Here is a 17,176-nt window from a genome sequence, read left to right as displayed (position 1 = left end):
GGCCCCCGCCGGTCCAAGTGTCACTTCGCCGGTTTGCAGGTCGAGCCGGCGGGTCACCAATTCGCGGGCCGCCAGCCGTTGCAGCAGCTCAGGAATACGGCTGCTGGCGGACAGCGGCTCAAGCGCCAGCTGGATGGTCCCGCCGCATGGCAAGCCGAAGCGGTGCGCCTCGTCGGCGGTGATGCCATAGGTGAAAATTTCCGGGCGATCGCGCGTGATACCCTGTTTTCTCACTCGGTCGATCAAGTCGTCTTCGATGCATCCACCCGACACCGACCCGATTACGCGCCCGTCGTCGCGCAGGGCCAGCATCGCGCCCTCCGGCCGGGGACTCGAGCCCCAAGTCTTGACGACCGTCACCAGTTCGCAGCGCCGGCCGGCAGCCAGCCATTGCGCGCACACCTTCAACACTTCCAGGTCGATGCTGTCCATGATCGTCGACGCCAAGCCGCCCGGTTATACCTAAAAATCCTGTCCGCCACTTTCCCGGATCAACCGGCGCCAGGCGACAAATCTCCAAAGAAAATTTTGATGCCAGCGTCAAGATGTCCTTTGACTTTGCGCAAAGATAACAAACTCTAGGCAAGTACGCTGAATTGACTGTAGCAAAGCCAGCCCGCAGCGGCCGACTGCGACTTATAAAAAATCGATGACTAGGCGAGCGCCGGGTTGTCGGGACAATAATGGAGACATGCACCACCGGTGACTTCCGGGTTCACCGGTGGCGGCCGTTTTCATCCCCTGTTCCCAGCCTTATTGCTCCCCCCCTGTTCAAACGGCACTTCATTTGAGGAGTAATCGCATGGCAATACAGGTATCCATGAAAGTCAACGGCAATGCGGTGACTGCGGAAATTGACCCGCGGACCCTGCTGGTCCAGTTCCTCCGAGAAAACCTGTCACTCACCGGCACGCACGTCGGTTGCGACACCAGTCAGTGCGGCGCGTGCACCGTCATCGTCAACGGCAATGCGGTCAAATCCTGTTCAGCGCTGGCCGCACAATTCCAGGGGGCTGAAGTGACGACCATCGAGGGCGTGGCCGGACCGAACGGCGAATTGCATCCCATGCAGGCAGCGTTCAAGGAATGCCATGGGCTGCAATGCGGATTTTGCACGCCGGGCATGATCATGTGCGCGATCGATCTGGTCAAGCGCTATCCGGACGTTGCTGAGCGGGATGTGCGGGAACAGCTCAAGGGCAACATGTGCCGATGCACCGGGTACCACAATATCGTCAAGGCCGTGCAGCTCGGCGCCGCCAACATGAAAGGAGCGTGACATGAACGCGCCTTCGGAACGTGAAACCGGCGTCGGCGCTTCGGTACGCCGCAAGGAAGACTATCGATTCCTCACCGGTAGCGGCAAGTACACCGACGATGTGCAGATTCCCGGGCAGACCTACGCCTATTTCTTGCGCTCGCCGTATGCCCATGCAGCAATCCGATCCATCAACACGGATGCCGCGAAGAGTGCGCCCGGCGTTATCGCCGTTTTGACCGGAGAGGATATCGCCGCGGACAAGGTCGGCGGCGTGCCGTGCGGCTGGTTGATCACCGACGTCAACGGCCAGCCAATGAAGGAGCCCGCGCACCCTGCGCTTGCCCAAGGCAAGGTCCGCTATGTCGGCGACCAGGTGGCGATCGTCATCGCGTCGACGTATCTGCAGGCCAAGGACGCGGCGGAACTGATCGAGGTGGACTACGAAGCGTTGCCGGCCGTCGCTGACGCGCGGGAAGCGCTCAAGCCTGGCGCCCCGGTCTTGCACGATGTCGCGCCCGACAATAAATGCTATACCTGGTCGCTCGGCGACAAGGCCGCGGTGGACGCCGCGTTTGCGGGCGCACATCACGTCACCCGGCTAGAGCTCACCAACAATCGTCTGGTACCCAATGCAATGGAACCGCGGGCAGCGCTGGCGCAGTACAGCCGGGCAGACGACAGCTATACGCTCTACGTGGCCAACCAGAATCCGCATGTCGAAAGGCTGCTGCTCACCGCTTTCGTCCTGGGACTTCCGGAACACAAGATGCGCGTCATCGCACCCGACGTGGGTGGTGGATTCGGCTCCAAGATCTTCCTGTATGCGGAAGACGTGGTGCTGGCCTGGGCCTCGAAAAAGATCAACCGGCCAGTGAAGTGGACCGCCGAACGCTCCGAATCCTTCCTTACCGACGCGCATGGCCGCGACCACGCGACCGTGGCGGAAATGGCGGTCGACCAGAATGGACAGTTCCTGGCGATGCGGGTGCACACGGTTGCCAATCTCGGCGCGTATTTGTCCACGTTCGCGACCTCGGTACCGACGATCCTGTATGCCACGCTGCTCGCAGGGCAATACAAAACGCCGCAGATTTACGCTGAAGTAGACGGCGTATTTACTAACACGACGCCCGTGGACGCCTACCGCGGGGCAGGCAGGCCGGAAGCCGCCTATGTGGTTGAGCGCCTGGTGTCGGCCGTGGCGCGCGAAATGAAGATCGACGATGCCGAACTGCGCAGGCGCAATTTCATTACCGAATTTCCGTACCAGACGCCGGTCGCGCTGCAATACGATACAGGTGACTTCAATGCGTGCCTTGACGGCGCAATGGACATGGCCGACGTCGCCGGCTTTCCGGTGCGGCGCGAAGAGGCCAGGAGCCGCGGAAAATTGCGCGGCATAGGGTTCTCGACGTATATCGAGGCCTGCGGGCTGGCCCCGTCCAACATCGCAGGCATGCTGGGAGCGCGCGCGGGCCTGTACGAGGTCGGCGAAGTTCGGGTGCATCCAACTGGCAGCGTGACGGTCTTTACCGGATCGCACAGCCACGGCCAGGGGCATGAAACGACCTTCGCCCAGATCGTGTCGGCGCGGCTTGGCATCCCGTTCGAACAGGTCGATATCGTGCATGGCGACACGGGGCGCGTTCCCTTCGGCATGGGAACGTACGGCTCGCGTTCGCTGGCCGTCGGCGGTTCGGCGATCGTCAAGGCACTCGACAAGATCGAAGCCAAGGGCAAGCAGATCGCGGCCCACCTCCTTGAAGCATCGGCAAGCGACATCGAATTCAAGGATGGCAAGTTCTCCATTGCCGGTACCGACCGGAACGTACCTTTCGCCCAGGTCGCGCTGGCGGCCTACGTGCCGCACAACTATCCGCTGGACAAGCTCGAACCAGGCCTCAACGAGACCGCTTTCTACGATCCGACCAATTTCACCTATCCGGCGGGCGCCCATATTTGCGAAGTGGAGGTGGATCCCGAAACCGGTGCAGTCGAGGTGGTTGCCATGACGGCAGTCGACGATTTCGGCAAGGTCATCAATCCGATGATCGTCGAAGGCCAGGTCCACGGCGGACTCGCGCAGGGCATTGGCCAGGCGCTGCTGGAAAACTGCGTGTACGACCGCGAGAGCGCCCAATTACTGTCCGGCAGCTACATGGATTATGCGATGCCGCGCGCGGAAGACCTGCCCAGCTTCAGGGTCGGTAACCGGGTCACACCCTGCACACACAATCCGCTGGGCGCCAAGGGTTGCGGTGAAGCGGGGGCAATCGGTTCACCGCCGGCGGTCATCAACGCCGTCATCGATGCGCTCTCGCCGTTGGGCGTGACGCACCTTGACATGCCGGCGTCGCCCGAGCGCGTGTGGAAGGCGATCCAGGCCGCGCAGCAGCCCATGCAAGCCGCTAGCCAACCCGCATAGGAGGACAGCATGTACGCATTCGAACTGCATCGACCCAACAGCGTAAAAGAAGCGGTGGCCCTGCTCGCCAATCCCGACTGCCGGCCCCTGGCTGGCGGCCAGAGCCTGATCGCGGCGATGAAGCTGCGCTTGTCCGCCCCGGCTGCCCTCGTGGATCTGGGCGCAATCGCCGAACTGCGCGGTATCCGGCGCGAGGGGGATCGACTTGTTATCGGCGCCCTGACGCACCATGCCGACATCGCCGCATCGGACGAGGTACGGCAATCGATTCCCGCGCTGGCCTGGCTTGCCGGCGAAATCGGCGACCTGCAGGTGCGCAATCTCGGCACCCTTGGCGGCTCGCTGGCCAACAACGATCCGGCCGCCTGTTATCCGGCCGCCGTCCTGGGATTGAACGCCACCGTTCGCACCGATCGCCGCGCGATTGCCGCCGACGATTTCTTCAAGGGCATGTATGAGACCGCGCTGGAACCCGGGGAACTGATTACCGCCGTGGAATTTCCGGTTCCCGACGAGGCGGCCTACATCAAGTTCGTCAATCCCGCCTCGCGCTTTGCGCTGGTGGGCATATTCGTCGGCCGGGAGAAGGGCGGTAGCGTGCGGGTGGCGGCGACCGGCTGCGCCGGTTGCGCGTTTCGCGTCACCGACCTGGAAAAGGCGCTGGAGAAGGACTTCTCGCCGGATGCGGCGAAAGCGGTGCGGATCTCACCCGACGGCCTGAGTTCGGATCTGCATGCCAGTGCAAGCTATCGTGCGCATTTGATCCCCGTGCTGGCCGCTCGCGCGGTGGCCAAGTCGATGGAATGACGGCGCACAACCGCAACTGTACGTTTCCGGCGGGGCCATGCCGATAGCGCCGCTTCCGGACTCCGTCGACCAGGTCGCGCAGCTGCTGGCGTCACAGCAGTACGTGACGGAACGCCACCTGGCCACGACGCTCTATCTTGCGATGGTCATGGGACGGCCGCTGTTTCTGGAAGGCGAGGCCGGCGTCGGCAAGACCGAGGTCGCCAAGGCGCTTGCGGCGGGACTGGGGCGCCGGCTGATCCGGCTGCAATGTTACGAGGGACTGGACATCGCCAATGCGGTGTACGAATGGAATTATCCGCGCCAGATGATCGAGATCCGGCTCGCCGAGGCGTCCGGTGAGATATCGAGGGACGGCAAGGGCAAACTGGAGGCAGACATCTTCTCCGACCGCTTCCTGATCAAGCGCCCGCTGCTGCAGGCCCTCGAAGCCACCGAGGGCGGGCCGCCGGTCCTGCTCATCGACGAACTCGACCGCGCCGACGAGCCCTTCGAAGCCTATTTGCTGGAAGTCCTGGCCGAGTACCAGGTGACGGTTCCGGAACTGGGCACGATCCGCGCGGAACGCCCGCCGCTGGTCGTCATCACGTCCAACCGGACCCGGGAAATCCATGACGCGGTCAAGCGCCGCTGCTTCTATCATTGGGTCGACTATCCGGACAAGGAGCGGGAGCTGGAAATCGTCCGGCGCAAGGTGCCCCAGGCCGCCGATATGCTGAGCCGCGGCGTGGTCGCGTTCATCGCCCGCCTGCGGGAGATGGAGCTGTACAAGGCGCCGGGCGTGGCCGAAACCATTGACTGGGCGACCTCCCTGGCGGCACTCGACAGGACCGCTGTCGATCCCGAAGCAGTGCAAGCGACGCTGGGGGTGATACTCAAGTACGAAGACGACGTCGCCAAGCTGACACCCGAACGGATTGCGCAGCTCACCGACGATGTTCGAGCCGATCTTGCGGGCCAGCGATGACTGCGATGCCATCCCCTGGTGACCTGCAGCCCGGAATGCTCGCGCAAAACGTCGTACATTTCGCGCGCGTCCTGCGCCGGGCCGGCATTCCGATCGGACCGGCCAAAGTGATCGATGCCTTGCATTCGCTGCAAGCCGTTGGCGTACAGCGGCGCGACGATTTCTACTATGCGCTGTCGACGGTGCTGGTCGACCGGCGTGACCAGCAATTTGTGTTCGACCAGGCTTTTGAACTGTTCTGGCGCGATCCCTCCCGCGCCCGCGAACTGGACGGACTTGCGGAACTGCTAAGCGGCGTGCGCGCCCCAGGAAGCGGGAAGCCGGCGTTGGCGCCGCGCGTTGCGCGCGCCATGCTGCTGCGGCCGCCGCATGCGCCGCAGGCCGACGAGCTGCCGCCGGAGTTGCGGCTCGACGCGTCAATGACGATGTCCGCGCGCGAGATTTTGCAAACCCGGGACTTTGCTGCGATGACGCCGGAAGAGCAGGCCGACACCAAGCGCATGATGGCCACATTGCACATTCCGCTGCCGCAGATCCCCAGCCGCCGTGCACAACCTGTCGCCCACGGCGCTCGCATCGATCTGCGCGCCACCATGCGCCGCATGACGAGGACGGCCGACGGCTTCGTGGAATTGCGGCATCGCAGGCAACGCCAGCGGCCGGCGACCCTGGTCATCCTGTGCGACATCTCGGGCTCAATGGAAAGTTATACACGCATGTTCCTGCATTTTATTCATGCGGTATCCAACAGCGACAGCCGAGTCCATACCTTCCTGTTCGGTACGCGGCTGTCCCACATCAGCCGCTTGCTGCAGAACCGCGACGTCGATATCGCGCTCGGCCACGTTGCGCGGCAGGTGGCCGACTGGGCTGGCGGGACGCGCATCAGCGCCTGCCTGGCCGAATTCAACCAGTACTGGGCGCGCAGGTTGCTTGGACAAGGAGCAGTCGTCCTGCTGATTACCGACGGTCTCGACAGCGAGGGCGCGGAAGGCCTCGGCGCCGAAATGGAGAGGCTCAGTCTCGCGTGCCGGCAACTGGTCTGGCTCAATCCGCTCCTGCGCTTTGAGGGATTTGAGGCCAGGCCCGCAGGTATCCGCGCGATGCTGCCGTACGTCGACCTGTTCCTGCCTGCGCATAATCTCGCCAGTCTTACGCATCTTGGCGAAGTGCTGAGCGTGGCGGGCGCACGGCGTCCTTTGGGCCGCCGGATTCATCATCCGCTGGGAGAACGATATGGAAATGTCTAACATCCAGGTTGTGCCGGCGCCTCCGGACAGAGTCTGGGCGGCCCTCAACGATCCGCAAGTGCTCAAGGCGTGCATTACGGGCTGCGAAGCGGTCGAACGCGTCGCCGACAACGAGTACAAGGTCGCAATGTCCGTCAAGGTCGGCCCGGTCAGTGCGAAGTTTGCCGGCAAGATTTTCCTGGTCGACCGCAACCCGCCCGAATCCTACACCCTGAACTTCGAAGGGCAGGGCGGGATGGCAGGGCATGCGAAAGGCACTGCAAAGGTATCGCTGTCGCCTGAGGGTGAAGCCACGAAACTGGCCTACGCCGCGTCGGCGCAAATCGGCGGAAAACTGGCACAGATCGGCTCCCGCCTGATCGACGGCGCTGCCAACAAAATGGCAGCCGATTTCTTTGCAGCGCTGGCGAGGGTACTCAAGGAACATCCGCAGGAGCCGTCAGCGCCGGAAGCAAACCTTGTGCAGCCTCCGGCACCAGAGCCGCCCCCTTCGAATGCAACCGGTTAGGGCGGGAATGATGGAATACCGGGCAGCTATCGCCACTCCGGCCCGGCGATATCACACAAGACAAGGAGACGAAAATGGACAACGGCACCAAAGGATTCAAAGTCTCGAATGTGCAGATGCAGGAGGTCCCCTCTGAAGCACGAGCCCACGACGCTACCGCGGAAACGGAACAGAAAGCGGTGATGTCCGCTGCCGTGGAATGCCTGGAATGCGGCAACACCTGGACCGCCACCGAAGGCGCCGGTGAGAGCAGCCTGACGAACGTCCTGGGAGGCATCGTCGTGACCTGCCCGGAATGCAAGCAGACTGGTGGCGTGCAACGTCCGGATTTCCAGTGAGGGCCCGCGGCACGATAACTACAGGGGCGGGATTTTCGCTCCAGATGGGGACATCAACAGATCGGGCGCAGCTTGTGCGGCCCCGGCGGCGCTGAAACGGCAGCGCGCTGCGCGCTCTTGCCCTGCGTGGGGGGCGGCGCACGTCACCGTGGAAAAGTCTCGCGTCTTGGTACATACCCCGTCAGTCAAGCGACTCCCAGGAATACGATGGCTGCTCGTCCTGAGCACATTCCTGAGGAACGTCTCAATATTGCTGTCACTAGCCGTGTGTCTTGGTTTTCAGTAGGGGGGCATAGCGTGGTGGAGTAGCACACGAACAACGCGGCCTCAAAAAATCTCCGTCTGAATAATTTCACGCGGGGCAAAAATTGCCAATGAGCTTTGTCAGATTAGGTACGATGTTTCTGACATAAGGAGCGACCGATGAGCGTGATCATGAATGCCATTCAGCAACAAGAAAGAACCCTTGCCGAGGGTGGCATCTTGTCGCCCCAAGGAATTCCTTCATCTGGGTTCTCGCGCCGCTGTGGATCAAAGCTTTACCCGTCTCGTAAAGGCTGGCAAGTTAATGCGGTTTGGCCGCGGTACTTACGTTGCGCCTGTTGAGAGCAAATTTGGTCTGCGTGCGCCCGCCCCGGAACAGGAAGTCGCCTCCCTTGCTGAAAAGAAAGGAGAGGCAATCAGTCCAAGTGGCGCTGTGATGGCCAATGTCTTTGGCTTGACGACCCAAGTGCCGGTACGGGAAGTATTCCTCACCTCGGGACGCAGCCGGTATATGCGTCTGGGCTCGCGTCAGGTGGAAGTCAGGCATGCGCCACGATGGCAATTCGTGCTTGGAACGAGTCCCGCCGGCCGTGCGCTCCATGCCCTCGCATGGCTTGGAAAACAGCATGCACGGGTTGCGGCAGCGAAGCTGCAGGGGCAGTTACCCCGTGAAGAATGGCAAAAGCTCCTCAACGTACGCGCCCGCTGCCGGCGTGGATGGCATTGGCGATTGGCGAGGCGCAGCAGCATGGCTGATGCCTACTTCTCGCATTCGGATACCGATCGCGCCGAAATCCTGGCGATCGGCGCAGATACCCTTGATCGTCCAGCACCGTTGCTGGAAAAGGACATATGGGTCGTCTGGACCTTGTCCAAACTCTTCAATACCGACTTAGCCCGACATCTCACCGTCAAGGGCGGAACCTCGCTGTCCAAAGCCTAAGCGGTCATCCGGCGGTTTTCCAAAGATATCGACCTTACGGTGGATATCCGCCACCTGCTGCATGATGTGATCGACCACGACGAACCGCTTCATCCACCAGATCCCAGGAAAAAAGGCGGAGCGAGGCAGTCAAGGAACGACTGCCGGTGAGGATCGACGAGCACGTGGCGCCGCTCCTCCAAAAGGAACTGGGCGAGCAGGGGATTCATGCCGAGTTGCGTCAGGATGGCGACAAGCTTTATCTCCACTACGCGCCGCTGAAGGCAGGCACGGGCTATGTCCAACCCGCTGTATTGCTGGAATTTGGCGCGCGATCCACTGGAGAGCCAAATCAAGCGATGCCCGTGCATTGCGACATAGCGGATGCCGTAGAAACAGTCGACTTCCCGACCGCGACCCCAGTGGTCATGAAAATCGAGCGCACCTTTTGGGAAAAGGCGACCGCCGCCCATGTGTTCTGTCTCCAGGACCAAGTGCGTGGCGCACGCTAAGCGCGGCACTGGTACGACTTGGCACGCATAGCAGACAGTAAGCATGCCGCAAGCGCGCTGTCTGCTCGCGACATTGCCAACGCAGTCGCAAAACACAAAAGCATTTTTTTCAGGGTGAAGGCCAGTGACGGGGCGTTAATCGATTATTCGGCCGCCACCAACGGCGCGTTGAAGCTTATCCCTGGAGCCAAAGGCATGCAGGCTTTGCGAGAGGACTACGACGCGATGCTCGACGCCGGCTTGTTACCTTGGGGCGCGCCGAGCTTCGACGAACCTATGCGGCAGTGCCTGCAGCTCGAAAATCAAGCAAAGGCTTCACTTGCCTGATGAAGCGACAAACACCTAAGCAGAAGAGCAAGGCCCGCCTGGCCGATGCTCGTTAGCAGCCCTGATCAGATTAACGCTAGGTCAGAGAAGCCCAGCCTTAGTCACACGACCACTGTGTCCCCGTCCCCTTCTACTGCCACACACGAGCACGCTGTTCGAGCGAAGCGAGATCAGCGCCCGGGGCGCTAAATAACGACTCCGCGGCGTGTCAAGCGCCGCTCATTTACAGATGTCCCGGGGGCGAGTGTCCAGTACTGCCACGAATTCTCGGTGGGCAGGAAGTGAGAAAAGGCTTGATGTAAAACTCGTTAAGCGATACAGTTGTATCACATAACGGTTTTTCTGAGGTGTGACTTTGCAACGAGATCTCGGTTGGTCAGAGGAGGAAATTTGCTCCCGCGCGGCAACGGAGCTCGCGTCGGAGCAATCAGCATATCTCGGTGCAGGCCTGTCGCGTCGTATCTGCGATTACATTTCTGTACATCAGCAGGCAACCTTTTACTTCGGTGATGCCGTCATAGCCTGGTCCGATGTAATTACCGATGAAACCTTCTCGCCGCGGGTCATAAGGTACAAAGGAAGCAAGATTGACGTTGTCTTTCTGACAGTGCAAGACGGTGCGCCGGGCGCACTCCGAAGCGCTGTACGCTTTATTTCATACCCTAATGGCACTACCGATAATCAGGAAGTCACGGTTCGACCTGTTGTCCTTATTTCCGACCTGCTGAAAGGCCGCGAATCCGGAGTATTGCAACGGCTTTCTCGCTATACCCTTGAACGTTCATCGCGCAACTCCGTGCGGATTGTCTGTCCGTTGGGAGTTTTCGATACTACCCTTTCGGGTCTCTCCGTCGTTGAACTCGCGAGTGGGGTCGGAATAGAAGATGTATGCAGCCTGCTTGGAATCTCGCCTCGCTACTCTGTTAATGCCTCGAGCGCCAGTATCCCAACGTATTGGCAAGGTTAGTGTTCGCCACCAAGGAACCTGCGATGCAACGCTTGCTCTACTCGAAAATAGTCCACGACCCAGGCTTTACCAATGATGCCGTCGATAGCTGTGCTTGCGCCGTTGATCCCCGACTCCTTGGGGAGTTGGGTCTCCACCAAGTGCGCGAGATAGAGATCTACAACATGTCTACTAACGAAAGAATACGAATGTCTGCATCGGTCGTCGAAATGGAAATTCCTGCGGTATGGGTTAATGACGCCGTGGCCACAAGGTTTCAGTACGGCGATCTATGTATTGTCTCAAGCACTGATCCTCTAATGAACAACAGGGTACCTTTCGCGTGCGCACGGTATTACGCAAAGAAGAACGATGCCTCACCTTACGTTGACAAGCACTCGTGTCGTGTTGATCTAGAGCGAGCAAGGCCAATTACATAAAACTGGCAATCAGTTGGGTGGTGCCAAAATGGCACCCACTATGTCAGCGAAGTCTTTGCGGCACAGGCGATCGGCCATCCGAGCGGTGCATCCGGCTGCCGCATCCTCGTGACGCTGATCCACGACATGATTCGTCGCGATGCGAAGCGCGGGCTGGCGAGTCTGCGCTTCGGCAGCGAGGAGCTTCCGGAAATGGCGCTACGGTCTTGTCAGAGTCTGCGCATCTTCTGACGGACTACCGCTGTTTTCTCGAGCAGCAGGGCCTTGAAATCCTGCTCCTTATTCTTGAAACGCGGTGTGGGAATCGGCATTGAGATCGACAGCAGCTGGCCCAACGGACTGACGATGGTGGTAGCAACCGCGCATATCCCGACCGAATGTTCTTCCCGATCGTAGGCAATACCTTCGCGCCGCACGCTGTCGATTTCCTTGTCCAGGTCATCCCAGTCGGTAATCGTGTGTTCAGTCATCTGGGCGAGTTTCAGTTTCCGGCGAAGGCGATCCAGGTCTTGCTGCCCGAGCGCCGCGAGAACGGCCTTGCCAGGAGCGCAGCAATGCAAGGGGAATGACACACCGATTGCCGAAACAGCCCGCAGGCGATGCGAACCCGGCAGATGGTCGATGAAAACGACCTTGTCTCCATCGTAAATCGAGAGGTCGACGGTCTCCCCGGTATCGGTGCACAGTTGCTGCAAGTCGTCGCGGATCAAGTCGGCGATCTCGAACTTCGTCGACGCAGCAAGCGCAAGAATCGCAGGCCCAAGCCGTACACCGCTGCCGCTCGATACCACCAAGCCTTCAGCGCCGAGTGCATCGACAATGCGCTGCACGGTCGAGCGCGGCAGGTCCACGATCTTAGCAATCTCGCCCAGGCTCATGCCCGCAGAGTGTGTTTCCAGTGCACGCAGGATGCTAGCCGCTCGTGCGATCACTTGTATGCCGCCGCGTGTATCGTCGGTCTCTTTCTGTTCCATTTTTGCCATTCGGTTTCGCTGCGATCCATTTTAGGGGCTGCGCTCAAGGGCTCTTCTGCCATCGTGCGCCTAGGGGCAATTATGGGCCAATTCGCGGACCTTTTCGACAGGGACGGACATCCGGCTTGAATCGTGCGGGGATGATGCAGTGCGCTTCCCTTGCGGTGCTATTTGGAAAATAGCCGGCATTCAGATTCGATCGCTTCGGCCAACATCGCTTCGCTGGCGCCGAAACGCACTGAAGGCACCGGAATCGAGATCGATGCCAGTTCGCCCGTAGGAAGGCGGAATCCTTTTGCGATGGCGCAGATGCCTGCCGATTGCTCTTCCCTGTCATACGCAATGCCGCTACGGCGGATTTCTTCCAGCTCTTTCTCCAGTGCCTCCCACGAGGTAATCGTGTTCTTTGTAAAGGCCGAAAGCGCCAACGATTTTCTCGTGCGGGCGAGTTCCTCGCCAGTCATGAGTGCCAGCGCCGCCTTTCCATTTGCCGAGCAGTGCAGCGGAAATGAAACGCCGATTGCGGATACGGCCGACAGCCGGTGGGTACTGGCGATCTGGTCGAGAAACACCATCCTTACCTGGTTGGCGATTGAGAGGTCGACCGACTCGCCAGTCCGTTGTGCCAGATTTTCCAGCGTCGGTCTTGCCATTTCAGTGAGTGGGTAGCGTGTGGCTGCGCCGAGCGGAATCAACGCAGGACCGAGGCGAACGCCGCTTCCGGACGACGAGGCTATCACCAATCCTTCCTTGGCCAGCGCATCGACGATGCGCTGCACTGTCGAACGCGGAAGCTCGACAGTCTTGCTGATCTCGCCCAAGGACAGTCCGCCGCTGCCTGACTGGAGGGCACGCAAGATCGCCGCCGCGCGTTCAATTACCTGGATGCTGCGCCGATCGTGATTGCTGTCGTGGTCCATGCCTGCACTGACCGTGTTCCTTTTCTGCATTGTTTCGATTTCCCCAAATGCCCATGTGAATTTTCCATTGCAAGTATAGCCGCACTGCGATACATCCGTATTGCTATATTGATTGTGCTATCCAGCCTTCCCCTCAAGCTAAACAGTCACGCATATAGCGCGTTCTCAAATATTCCCGGCGTCTTTCAATGAAAAAAATATTTCTAAGGGCGTTGACAGCTGCGCGGAAATAGCCATAATACGGTACATCTGTACTGCGATACAAATGTACCGCAAAGCGGTTAAAAGTTTCGCGGTGGATCTGCCAGGTGCCAATGGCGGACGGATGCGATGCACAAGACAAAGCCAACGCCAATTCGAAGGAGCTGAAACATGACGATCAACGTTCGTGGAACGCTGTACCAAGAGAACCTCAACAACGACATGGGCCTGGAGTTTTACGACCTGAGCCATCCATGGGGGCTGGGCCAACCGTGCTGGCCGTACTTCGAGGATGTGAAGATCGAGCGCCTGCACACCATGGCGCGCTCTGGCGTGCTGACGCAGAAGATCACAACGGTCATGCATTCCGGCACGCACATCGATGCGCCGGCACACGTGGTCGAAGGCACCGCATTCATGGATGAAGTACCTTTGCCGCATTTCTTCGGCACCGGTGTCGTGGTGTCCATCCCCAAAAAGAAGTGGGAAGTGATCACCGCCGCCGACCTCGAGGCAGTCAGTCCCGAGATCCGCGAAGGCGACATCGTCATTGTCAACACCGGCTGGCACAAGCATTACGGCGACAACCGCATGTACTACGCCTATTCGCCGGGCTTCTACAAGGATGCGGGCGAGTGGTTCGCGAAGAAGAAGGTCAAGATGATCGGCAGTGACACCCAGGCGCTCGACCATCCTCTGGGGACGGCGATCGGTCCGCACGGTCCTGGTTACCCTAACGGTCTGCTGCCGGACGTCAACCGCGAGTACGAGCGCGAGACCGGCCGCAAGGTGATCGAGGACTTCCCCGAGTGGGAACCGTGCCACCGCGCCATCCTCAGCGCCGGCATTTGCGGATTCGAAAACGTCGGCGGCGAAATCGACAAGGTGACCGGCAAGCGGGTGACCTTTGCGGCGTTCCCGTGGCGCTGGACCAAGGGAGACGGCTGCATCGTGCGTCTGGTCGCGATCGTCGATCCGACCGGCAAGTACCGCATCGAAACCGGCAAATAGGCGACGACGATGAAAGTCACCCGTTTCGCTGATGCGAAGCCGTATGACGCACCGAACCACTACGAAATGCGTGCGTTGCGCCTGCAAGGCTTCCAACCGGGCGGTCCGGAGCACTTCTGGACCGGACTTTCACACTTCCTTCCCGGCGGCGGCGCAGGTCCCGACGCTTCGCCTCTGGAGAAAGTGTATGTCGTGCTGACCGGGGAGGTAACGGTCCGGGCGGCAGGTGAGGAAGTCGTTCTTGGACCGAAGGACAGCTGCTGCATTCCCGGCGGCGAAATCCGCGAAGTCAAGAACCTTGGCAACGATGTCGCCACGATGCTCGTGGTCATGCCCTATCCGGAGAACAAAGCATGAACGACTGGTTACGTAACCCGCGGCAGTTATTCGATGTGTCCGGGAAGGTGGCGGTTGTCACCGGCGCTTCCGGCGCCTTCGGCGCGCTTGCGTCAAAGGTGCTGGCAGGCGCGGGCGCGAAAGTCGTCCTTGCCGCCGGAAACAAGCAGGCGCTGGAAGCGACGGCTGCCGCATGCCGGGAACTTGGCGCCGAAGTGGCAACCATCGCACGGCGGCCGACCACCGAAGATGACTGCGCCGCCATCCTGGACTTCGCGCTTGAGCAATTCGGCGGCCTCGACATCCTGGTCGTGGGCTCTGGCCTGAACGATCCGTGTCCCATCGTCGACATGCCGCTGGAACGCTTTGAGGACGTCATGGACGGCAACGTTACCAGTACCTGGCTCCTGTGCCGTGCGTTCGGGCAGCGCGTGATTCCGCGCGACACCGGCGGCAAGGTAGTGCTGGTCTCATCGGCGCGCGGCAAGCTCGGCCATCCAGCCGGCTACTCTGCCTATTGCGCATCGAAGGCAGCAACCGACGGGCTGACGCGCGCGCTTGGCTGCGAATGGGGCAAGCATCGCATCACGGTCAACGCCATCGCACCGACGGTCTTCCGGTCGCCGCTCACCGCATGGATGTTCGAGGACACGGAAAAGGCGCGCACGGTGCGCGATGGGTTCCTTGCGCGTGTCCCGCTCGGCCGCCTCGGCGAACCGGAAGACCTGGCTGGGCCGCTGCTTTTCCTGTGCTCGCGCGCATCTGACTTCCATACCGGCCATACCGTCTATGCCGACGGCGGCTACACCGCGGGGTGACATCATGAGCGACAAGAAAACGATCGCCATTGTCGGTGCGGGCCTGATGGGGCACGGCATCGCCCAGGTATTCGCGGTTGCCGGACATGCCGTCTATGTATATGACACGAGCGCCGATGCGCTTGCTTCCCTTCAGTCGCGCATTCGACGCAACCTCCTCGATCTCTCGCAGGATCCAGGCGCCGCCGAGAATGTGATTCCGATGGAAGACCTGCTCGAATGTGTCGCGTCCGCAGACGTGGTTTTCGATGCCGGCCCCGAAAACCTCGAGTTCAAGCAGCAACTCTTCGTACGCCTCGAAGCGTTTGCGCCACCGGACGCCATCCTCGCCAGCAATACCTCGGTCATTCCGATTACCGAGATCATGCGCTACCTGAAAACCGGGCACCGTGCGCTCGGCACACACTGGTGGAATCCGCCTTACCTGGTGCCGCTTGTGGAAGTGATCAAGACACCGCTCACCGATCCCGCCGTCGCACAGGTCATGTTCGATCTGCTCGCCACAGTCGGAAAGACGCCGGCGATGGTCGAAAAGGATGTCGCCGGCTTCATTGGCAACCGCTTGCAGCATGCGTTGTGGCGTGAAGCGATCGCGCTGGTGGCCGAAGGTGTCTGCGACGCCGAAACCGTGGACACCGTCGTCAAGGCCAGTTTCGGCCGTCGCCTGCCGGTGCTCGGCCCGCTGGAGAACGCTGACCTGGTCGGTATCGATCTCACGCTTGCAATCCACGAGACCGTACTGCCAGCCATCGATCGCACGCCCGGGCCATCGCCTTACCTGGAAAAGCTGATCGGCGAAGGCAGGCTGGGCATGAAGAGCGGCAGGGGATTCCGCGACTGGACGCCGGAACAGCAGGAGCAGTTGCGCTCCCGCGTACTCGCGCACTTGAAAGCAATGAATGCGGCCGAAGGCCGATAACAGGAGACGAAATCGTGGCAAGCAAGTCGAAGAAAGTCATCATTACCTGCGCCGTCACCGGCGCCATTCACACGCCGACCATGTCGCAATACCTGCCGCTGACGCCGCAGCAGATTGCGCAGCAAGCGATCGACGCGGCCAATGCAGGCGCAGCCATCCTGCACCTGCATGCGCGCGATCCCAGGGATGGCCGTCCCAGTGCCGATCCGGACATCTTCGGCGAGTTCCTGCCGGTCATCAAGGCCGCCACCGACGCGGTTATCAATATCACCAGCGGCGGTTCGACCAAGATGACGCTGGAGGAGCGCCTGGCGCCGCCGCTGCGCTTCAAGCCGGAAATGGCCTCACTGAACATGGGATCGATGAATTTTTCGATCCACCCGGTCGCATCGAAGATCAAGGAATGGAAGTACGACTGGGAACAGGCCTATGTCGAAGGCACGGAAGACATCATCTTCCGCAACACCTTCCGCGATATCCGCCACATCCTCAAGGATCTCGGTGATGGATGCGGCACGCGCTTCGAATTCGAGTGCTACGACGTCGGCCACCTGTACAACCTCGCCCACTTCGTCGACGCCGGCCTGATCAAGCCGCCGTTCTTCATCCAGACCATCTTCGGCATCCTCGGCGGCATCGGCCCCGACCCGCGCAACGTGACCTTCATGCGCGAAACCGCCGACCGCCTGTTCGGCAAGGACTACCACTGGTCGGTGCTCGGCGCCGGCCGCCACCAGATGTCGCTGTTGACCTATGCGGCAGTCATGGGCGCCAACGTGCGCGTCGGCCTGGAAGACAGCGTGTATCTCGGCCGCGGTGAAATGGCGACCAGCAACGCGGCGCAGGTACGAAAGATTCGCGGAATGCTCGAAGAGCTCGGCTATGAGATCGCGACACCCGCTGAAGCGAGGGAAATGCTTGCCCTCAAGGGGAGTGAACAGGTCGCATTCTAACGCCGCTGATTTGACAGCAACAACAACGAGGAGACAAGAAAATGAAGTACTCGAAATTTGCCATCGCCTGCATGGCG

The 17,176-nt window shown here is 60.6% G+C and carries 20 protein-coding genes and 1 pseudogene; 18 read left to right on the top strand and 3 right to left on the bottom strand.

From position 1 onward, the window contains the following. Nucleotides 1-432: XdhC family protein (locus AYR66_RS02600; RefSeq protein ID WP_272938320.1), on the bottom strand; the 432-nt coding region annotated here is incomplete at its 3' end. A 370-nt stretch (nucleotides 433-802) separates the two neighbouring features. On the opposite strand from AYR66_RS02600, the gene AYR66_RS02595 reads away from it, so the two are divergent. From AYR66_RS02595 to AYR66_RS30340, 13 genes and pseudogenes are all read left to right on the top strand, one after another. Next, complete coding sequence (locus AYR66_RS02595; RefSeq protein WP_088706220.1) at nucleotides 803-1,279, top strand: (2Fe-2S)-binding protein; 477 nt, start codon at nucleotides 803-805, stop codon at nucleotides 1,277-1,279. 1 nt (nucleotide 1,280) lies between these two features. Then, nucleotides 1,281-3,686, top strand: coding sequence for a xanthine dehydrogenase family protein molybdopterin-binding subunit (locus tag AYR66_RS02590; protein ID WP_088706219.1), 2,406 nt, complete (start codon nucleotides 1,281-1,283; stop codon nucleotides 3,684-3,686). Nucleotides 3,687-3,695: 9 nt separating this feature from the next. Continuing rightward, entirely contained in the window at nucleotides 3,696-4,493 is a 798-nt protein-coding gene (locus tag AYR66_RS02585; protein ID WP_088706218.1) for an FAD binding domain-containing protein, read from the top strand. Nucleotides 4,494-4,530: 37 nt separating this feature from the next. Beyond that, nucleotides 4,531-5,460 carry an AAA family ATPase gene (locus tag AYR66_RS02580; protein WP_088706217.1) on the top strand — a complete coding sequence of 310 codons (930 nt, stop codon included), beginning with the start codon at nucleotides 4,531-4,533 and terminating at the stop codon, nucleotides 5,458-5,460. A 35-nt stretch (nucleotides 5,461-5,495) separates the two neighbouring features. Next, nucleotides 5,496-6,710 carry a vWA domain-containing protein gene (locus AYR66_RS02575; RefSeq protein ID WP_234814691.1) on the top strand — a complete coding sequence of 405 codons (1,215 nt, stop codon included), beginning with the start codon at nucleotides 5,496-5,498 and terminating at the stop codon, nucleotides 6,708-6,710. Next, entirely contained in the window at nucleotides 6,697-7,218 is a 522-nt protein-coding gene (locus AYR66_RS02570; protein ID WP_088706215.1) for an SRPBCC family protein, read from the top strand. The genes AYR66_RS02575 and AYR66_RS02570 overlap by 14 nt, the downstream gene beginning before the upstream one ends. 74 nt (nucleotides 7,219-7,292) lie before the next feature. Continuing rightward, nucleotides 7,293-7,556 carry a hypothetical protein gene (locus AYR66_RS02565; protein WP_088706214.1) on the top strand — a complete coding sequence of 88 codons (264 nt, stop codon included), beginning with the start codon at nucleotides 7,293-7,295 and terminating at the stop codon, nucleotides 7,554-7,556. Between the two features lie 439 nt (nucleotides 7,557-7,995). Further along, nucleotides 7,996-8,763, top strand: a complete 768-nt coding sequence (locus AYR66_RS02560) for a DUF6088 family protein (RefSeq protein ID WP_234814689.1) — start codon at nucleotides 7,996-7,998, stop codon at nucleotides 8,761-8,763. Nucleotides 8,764-8,909: 146 nt separating this feature from the next. Beyond that, nucleotides 8,910-9,254: a nucleotidyl transferase AbiEii/AbiGii toxin family protein gene (locus tag AYR66_RS29825; RefSeq protein ID WP_234814684.1), complete on the top strand. Its 345-nt coding sequence runs from the start codon at nucleotides 8,910-8,912 to the stop codon at nucleotides 9,252-9,254. Between the two features lie 18 nt (nucleotides 9,255-9,272). Next, entirely contained in the window at nucleotides 9,273-9,581 is a 309-nt protein-coding gene (locus AYR66_RS29820) for a hypothetical protein (protein WP_234814682.1), read from the top strand. Between the two features lie 355 nt (nucleotides 9,582-9,936). Beyond that, on the top strand, nucleotides 9,937-10,548 hold the full coding sequence (locus AYR66_RS28165; RefSeq protein WP_141104006.1) for a hypothetical protein: 612 nt from the start codon (nucleotides 9,937-9,939) through the stop codon (nucleotides 10,546-10,548). A gap of 23 nt (nucleotides 10,549-10,571) precedes the next feature. Next, nucleotides 10,572-10,967 carry an aspartate 1-decarboxylase gene (locus AYR66_RS30540; protein WP_141104005.1) on the top strand — a complete coding sequence of 132 codons (396 nt, stop codon included), beginning with the start codon at nucleotides 10,572-10,574 and terminating at the stop codon, nucleotides 10,965-10,967. Between the two features lie 60 nt (nucleotides 10,968-11,027). Further along, a pseudogene (locus tag AYR66_RS30340) lies at nucleotides 11,028-11,198 on the top strand (hypothetical protein); the annotation flags it as partial. Here AYR66_RS30340 and AYR66_RS30335 read toward each other — a convergent pair. Next, complete coding sequence (locus AYR66_RS30335) at nucleotides 11,177-11,950, bottom strand: IclR family transcriptional regulator (protein WP_088706211.1); 774 nt, start codon at nucleotides 11,948-11,950, stop codon at nucleotides 11,177-11,179. The pseudogene AYR66_RS30340 and the gene AYR66_RS30335 sit on opposite strands and share 22 nt — an antisense overlap. Before the next feature lie 158 nt (nucleotides 11,951-12,108). Further along, on the bottom strand, nucleotides 12,109-12,891 hold the full coding sequence (locus AYR66_RS02535) for an IclR family transcriptional regulator (protein WP_088706210.1): 783 nt from the start codon (nucleotides 12,889-12,891) through the stop codon (nucleotides 12,109-12,111). 342 nt (nucleotides 12,892-13,233) lie between these two features. On the opposite strand from AYR66_RS02535, the gene AYR66_RS02530 reads away from it, so the two are divergent. The 5 genes from AYR66_RS02530 to kce are packed head-to-tail and all read left to right on the top strand — an operon-like array spanning nucleotide 13,234 to nucleotide 17,099. Beyond that, nucleotides 13,234-14,073: a cyclase family protein gene (locus AYR66_RS02530; RefSeq protein ID WP_206047029.1), complete on the top strand. Its 840-nt coding sequence runs from the start codon at nucleotides 13,234-13,236 to the stop codon at nucleotides 14,071-14,073. A 9-nt stretch (nucleotides 14,074-14,082) separates the two neighbouring features. After that, complete coding sequence (locus AYR66_RS02525; RefSeq protein WP_088706209.1) at nucleotides 14,083-14,430, top strand: cupin domain-containing protein; 348 nt, start codon at nucleotides 14,083-14,085, stop codon at nucleotides 14,428-14,430. After that, entirely contained in the window at nucleotides 14,427-15,227 is an 801-nt protein-coding gene (locus AYR66_RS02520; protein WP_088706208.1) for an SDR family NAD(P)-dependent oxidoreductase, read from the top strand. Before AYR66_RS02525 ends, AYR66_RS02520 begins: the two co-directional genes overlap by 4 nt. A 4-nt stretch (nucleotides 15,228-15,231) precedes the next feature. Then, entirely contained in the window at nucleotides 15,232-16,146 is a 915-nt protein-coding gene (locus tag AYR66_RS02515; RefSeq protein WP_088709564.1) for a 3-hydroxyacyl-CoA dehydrogenase family protein, read from the top strand. A 14-nt stretch (nucleotides 16,147-16,160) separates the two neighbouring features. Beyond that, complete coding sequence (gene kce / locus AYR66_RS02510) at nucleotides 16,161-17,099, top strand: 3,5-dioxohexanoate:acetyl-CoA acetone transferase (RefSeq protein WP_088706207.1); 939 nt, start codon at nucleotides 16,161-16,163, stop codon at nucleotides 17,097-17,099. Nucleotides 17,100-17,176: the final 77 nt, after the last annotated feature.

The organism is Noviherbaspirillum denitrificans (genome assembly GCF_002211445.1).
Classification (GTDB): Bacteria; Pseudomonadota; Gammaproteobacteria; order Burkholderiales; family Burkholderiaceae_D; genus Noviherbaspirillum; species Noviherbaspirillum denitrificans.
This window is presented reverse-complemented; position numbering and strand designations above follow the sequence as displayed.

Bases quoted from the DNA above. Each gene is read 5' to 3' on its own strand.
- AYR66_RS02595 (WP_088706220.1), top strand. From the start codon at position 803: ATGGCAATACAGGTATCCATGAAAGTCAACGGCAATGCGGTGACTGCG.
- AYR66_RS02590 (WP_088706219.1), top strand. From the start codon at position 1,281: ATGAACGCGCCTTCGGAACGTGAAACCGGCGTCGGCGCTTCGGTACGC.
- AYR66_RS02585 (WP_088706218.1), top strand. From the start codon at position 3,696: ATGTACGCATTCGAACTGCATCGACCCAACAGCGTAAAAGAAGCGGTG.
- AYR66_RS02580 (WP_088706217.1), top strand. From the start codon at position 4,531: ATGCCGATAGCGCCGCTTCCGGACTCCGTCGACCAGGTCGCGCAGCTG.
- AYR66_RS02575 (WP_234814691.1), top strand. From the start codon at position 5,496: ATGCTCGCGCAAAACGTCGTACATTTCGCGCGCGTCCTGCGCCGGGCC.
- AYR66_RS02570 (WP_088706215.1), top strand. From the start codon at position 6,697: ATGGAAATGTCTAACATCCAGGTTGTGCCGGCGCCTCCGGACAGAGTC.
- AYR66_RS02565 (WP_088706214.1), top strand. From the start codon at position 7,293: ATGGACAACGGCACCAAAGGATTCAAAGTCTCGAATGTGCAGATGCAG.
- AYR66_RS02560 (WP_234814689.1), top strand. From the start codon at position 7,996: ATGCCATTCAGCAACAAGAAAGAACCCTTGCCGAGGGTGGCATCTTGT.
- AYR66_RS30540 (WP_141104005.1), top strand. From the start codon at position 10,572: ATGCAACGCTTGCTCTACTCGAAAATAGTCCACGACCCAGGCTTTACC.
- AYR66_RS30335 (WP_088706211.1), bottom strand. From the start codon at position 11,950: ATGGCAAAAATGGAACAGAAAGAGACCGACGATACACGCGGCGGCATA.
- AYR66_RS02535 (WP_088706210.1), bottom strand. From the start codon at position 12,891: ATGCAGAAAAGGAACACGGTCAGTGCAGGCATGGACCACGACAGCAAT.
- AYR66_RS02530 (WP_206047029.1), top strand. From the start codon at position 13,234: ATGACGATCAACGTTCGTGGAACGCTGTACCAAGAGAACCTCAACAAC.
- AYR66_RS02525 (WP_088706209.1), top strand. From the start codon at position 14,083: ATGAAAGTCACCCGTTTCGCTGATGCGAAGCCGTATGACGCACCGAAC.
- AYR66_RS02520 (WP_088706208.1), top strand. From the start codon at position 14,427: ATGAACGACTGGTTACGTAACCCGCGGCAGTTATTCGATGTGTCCGGG.
- AYR66_RS02515 (WP_088709564.1), top strand. From the start codon at position 15,232: ATGAGCGACAAGAAAACGATCGCCATTGTCGGTGCGGGCCTGATGGGG.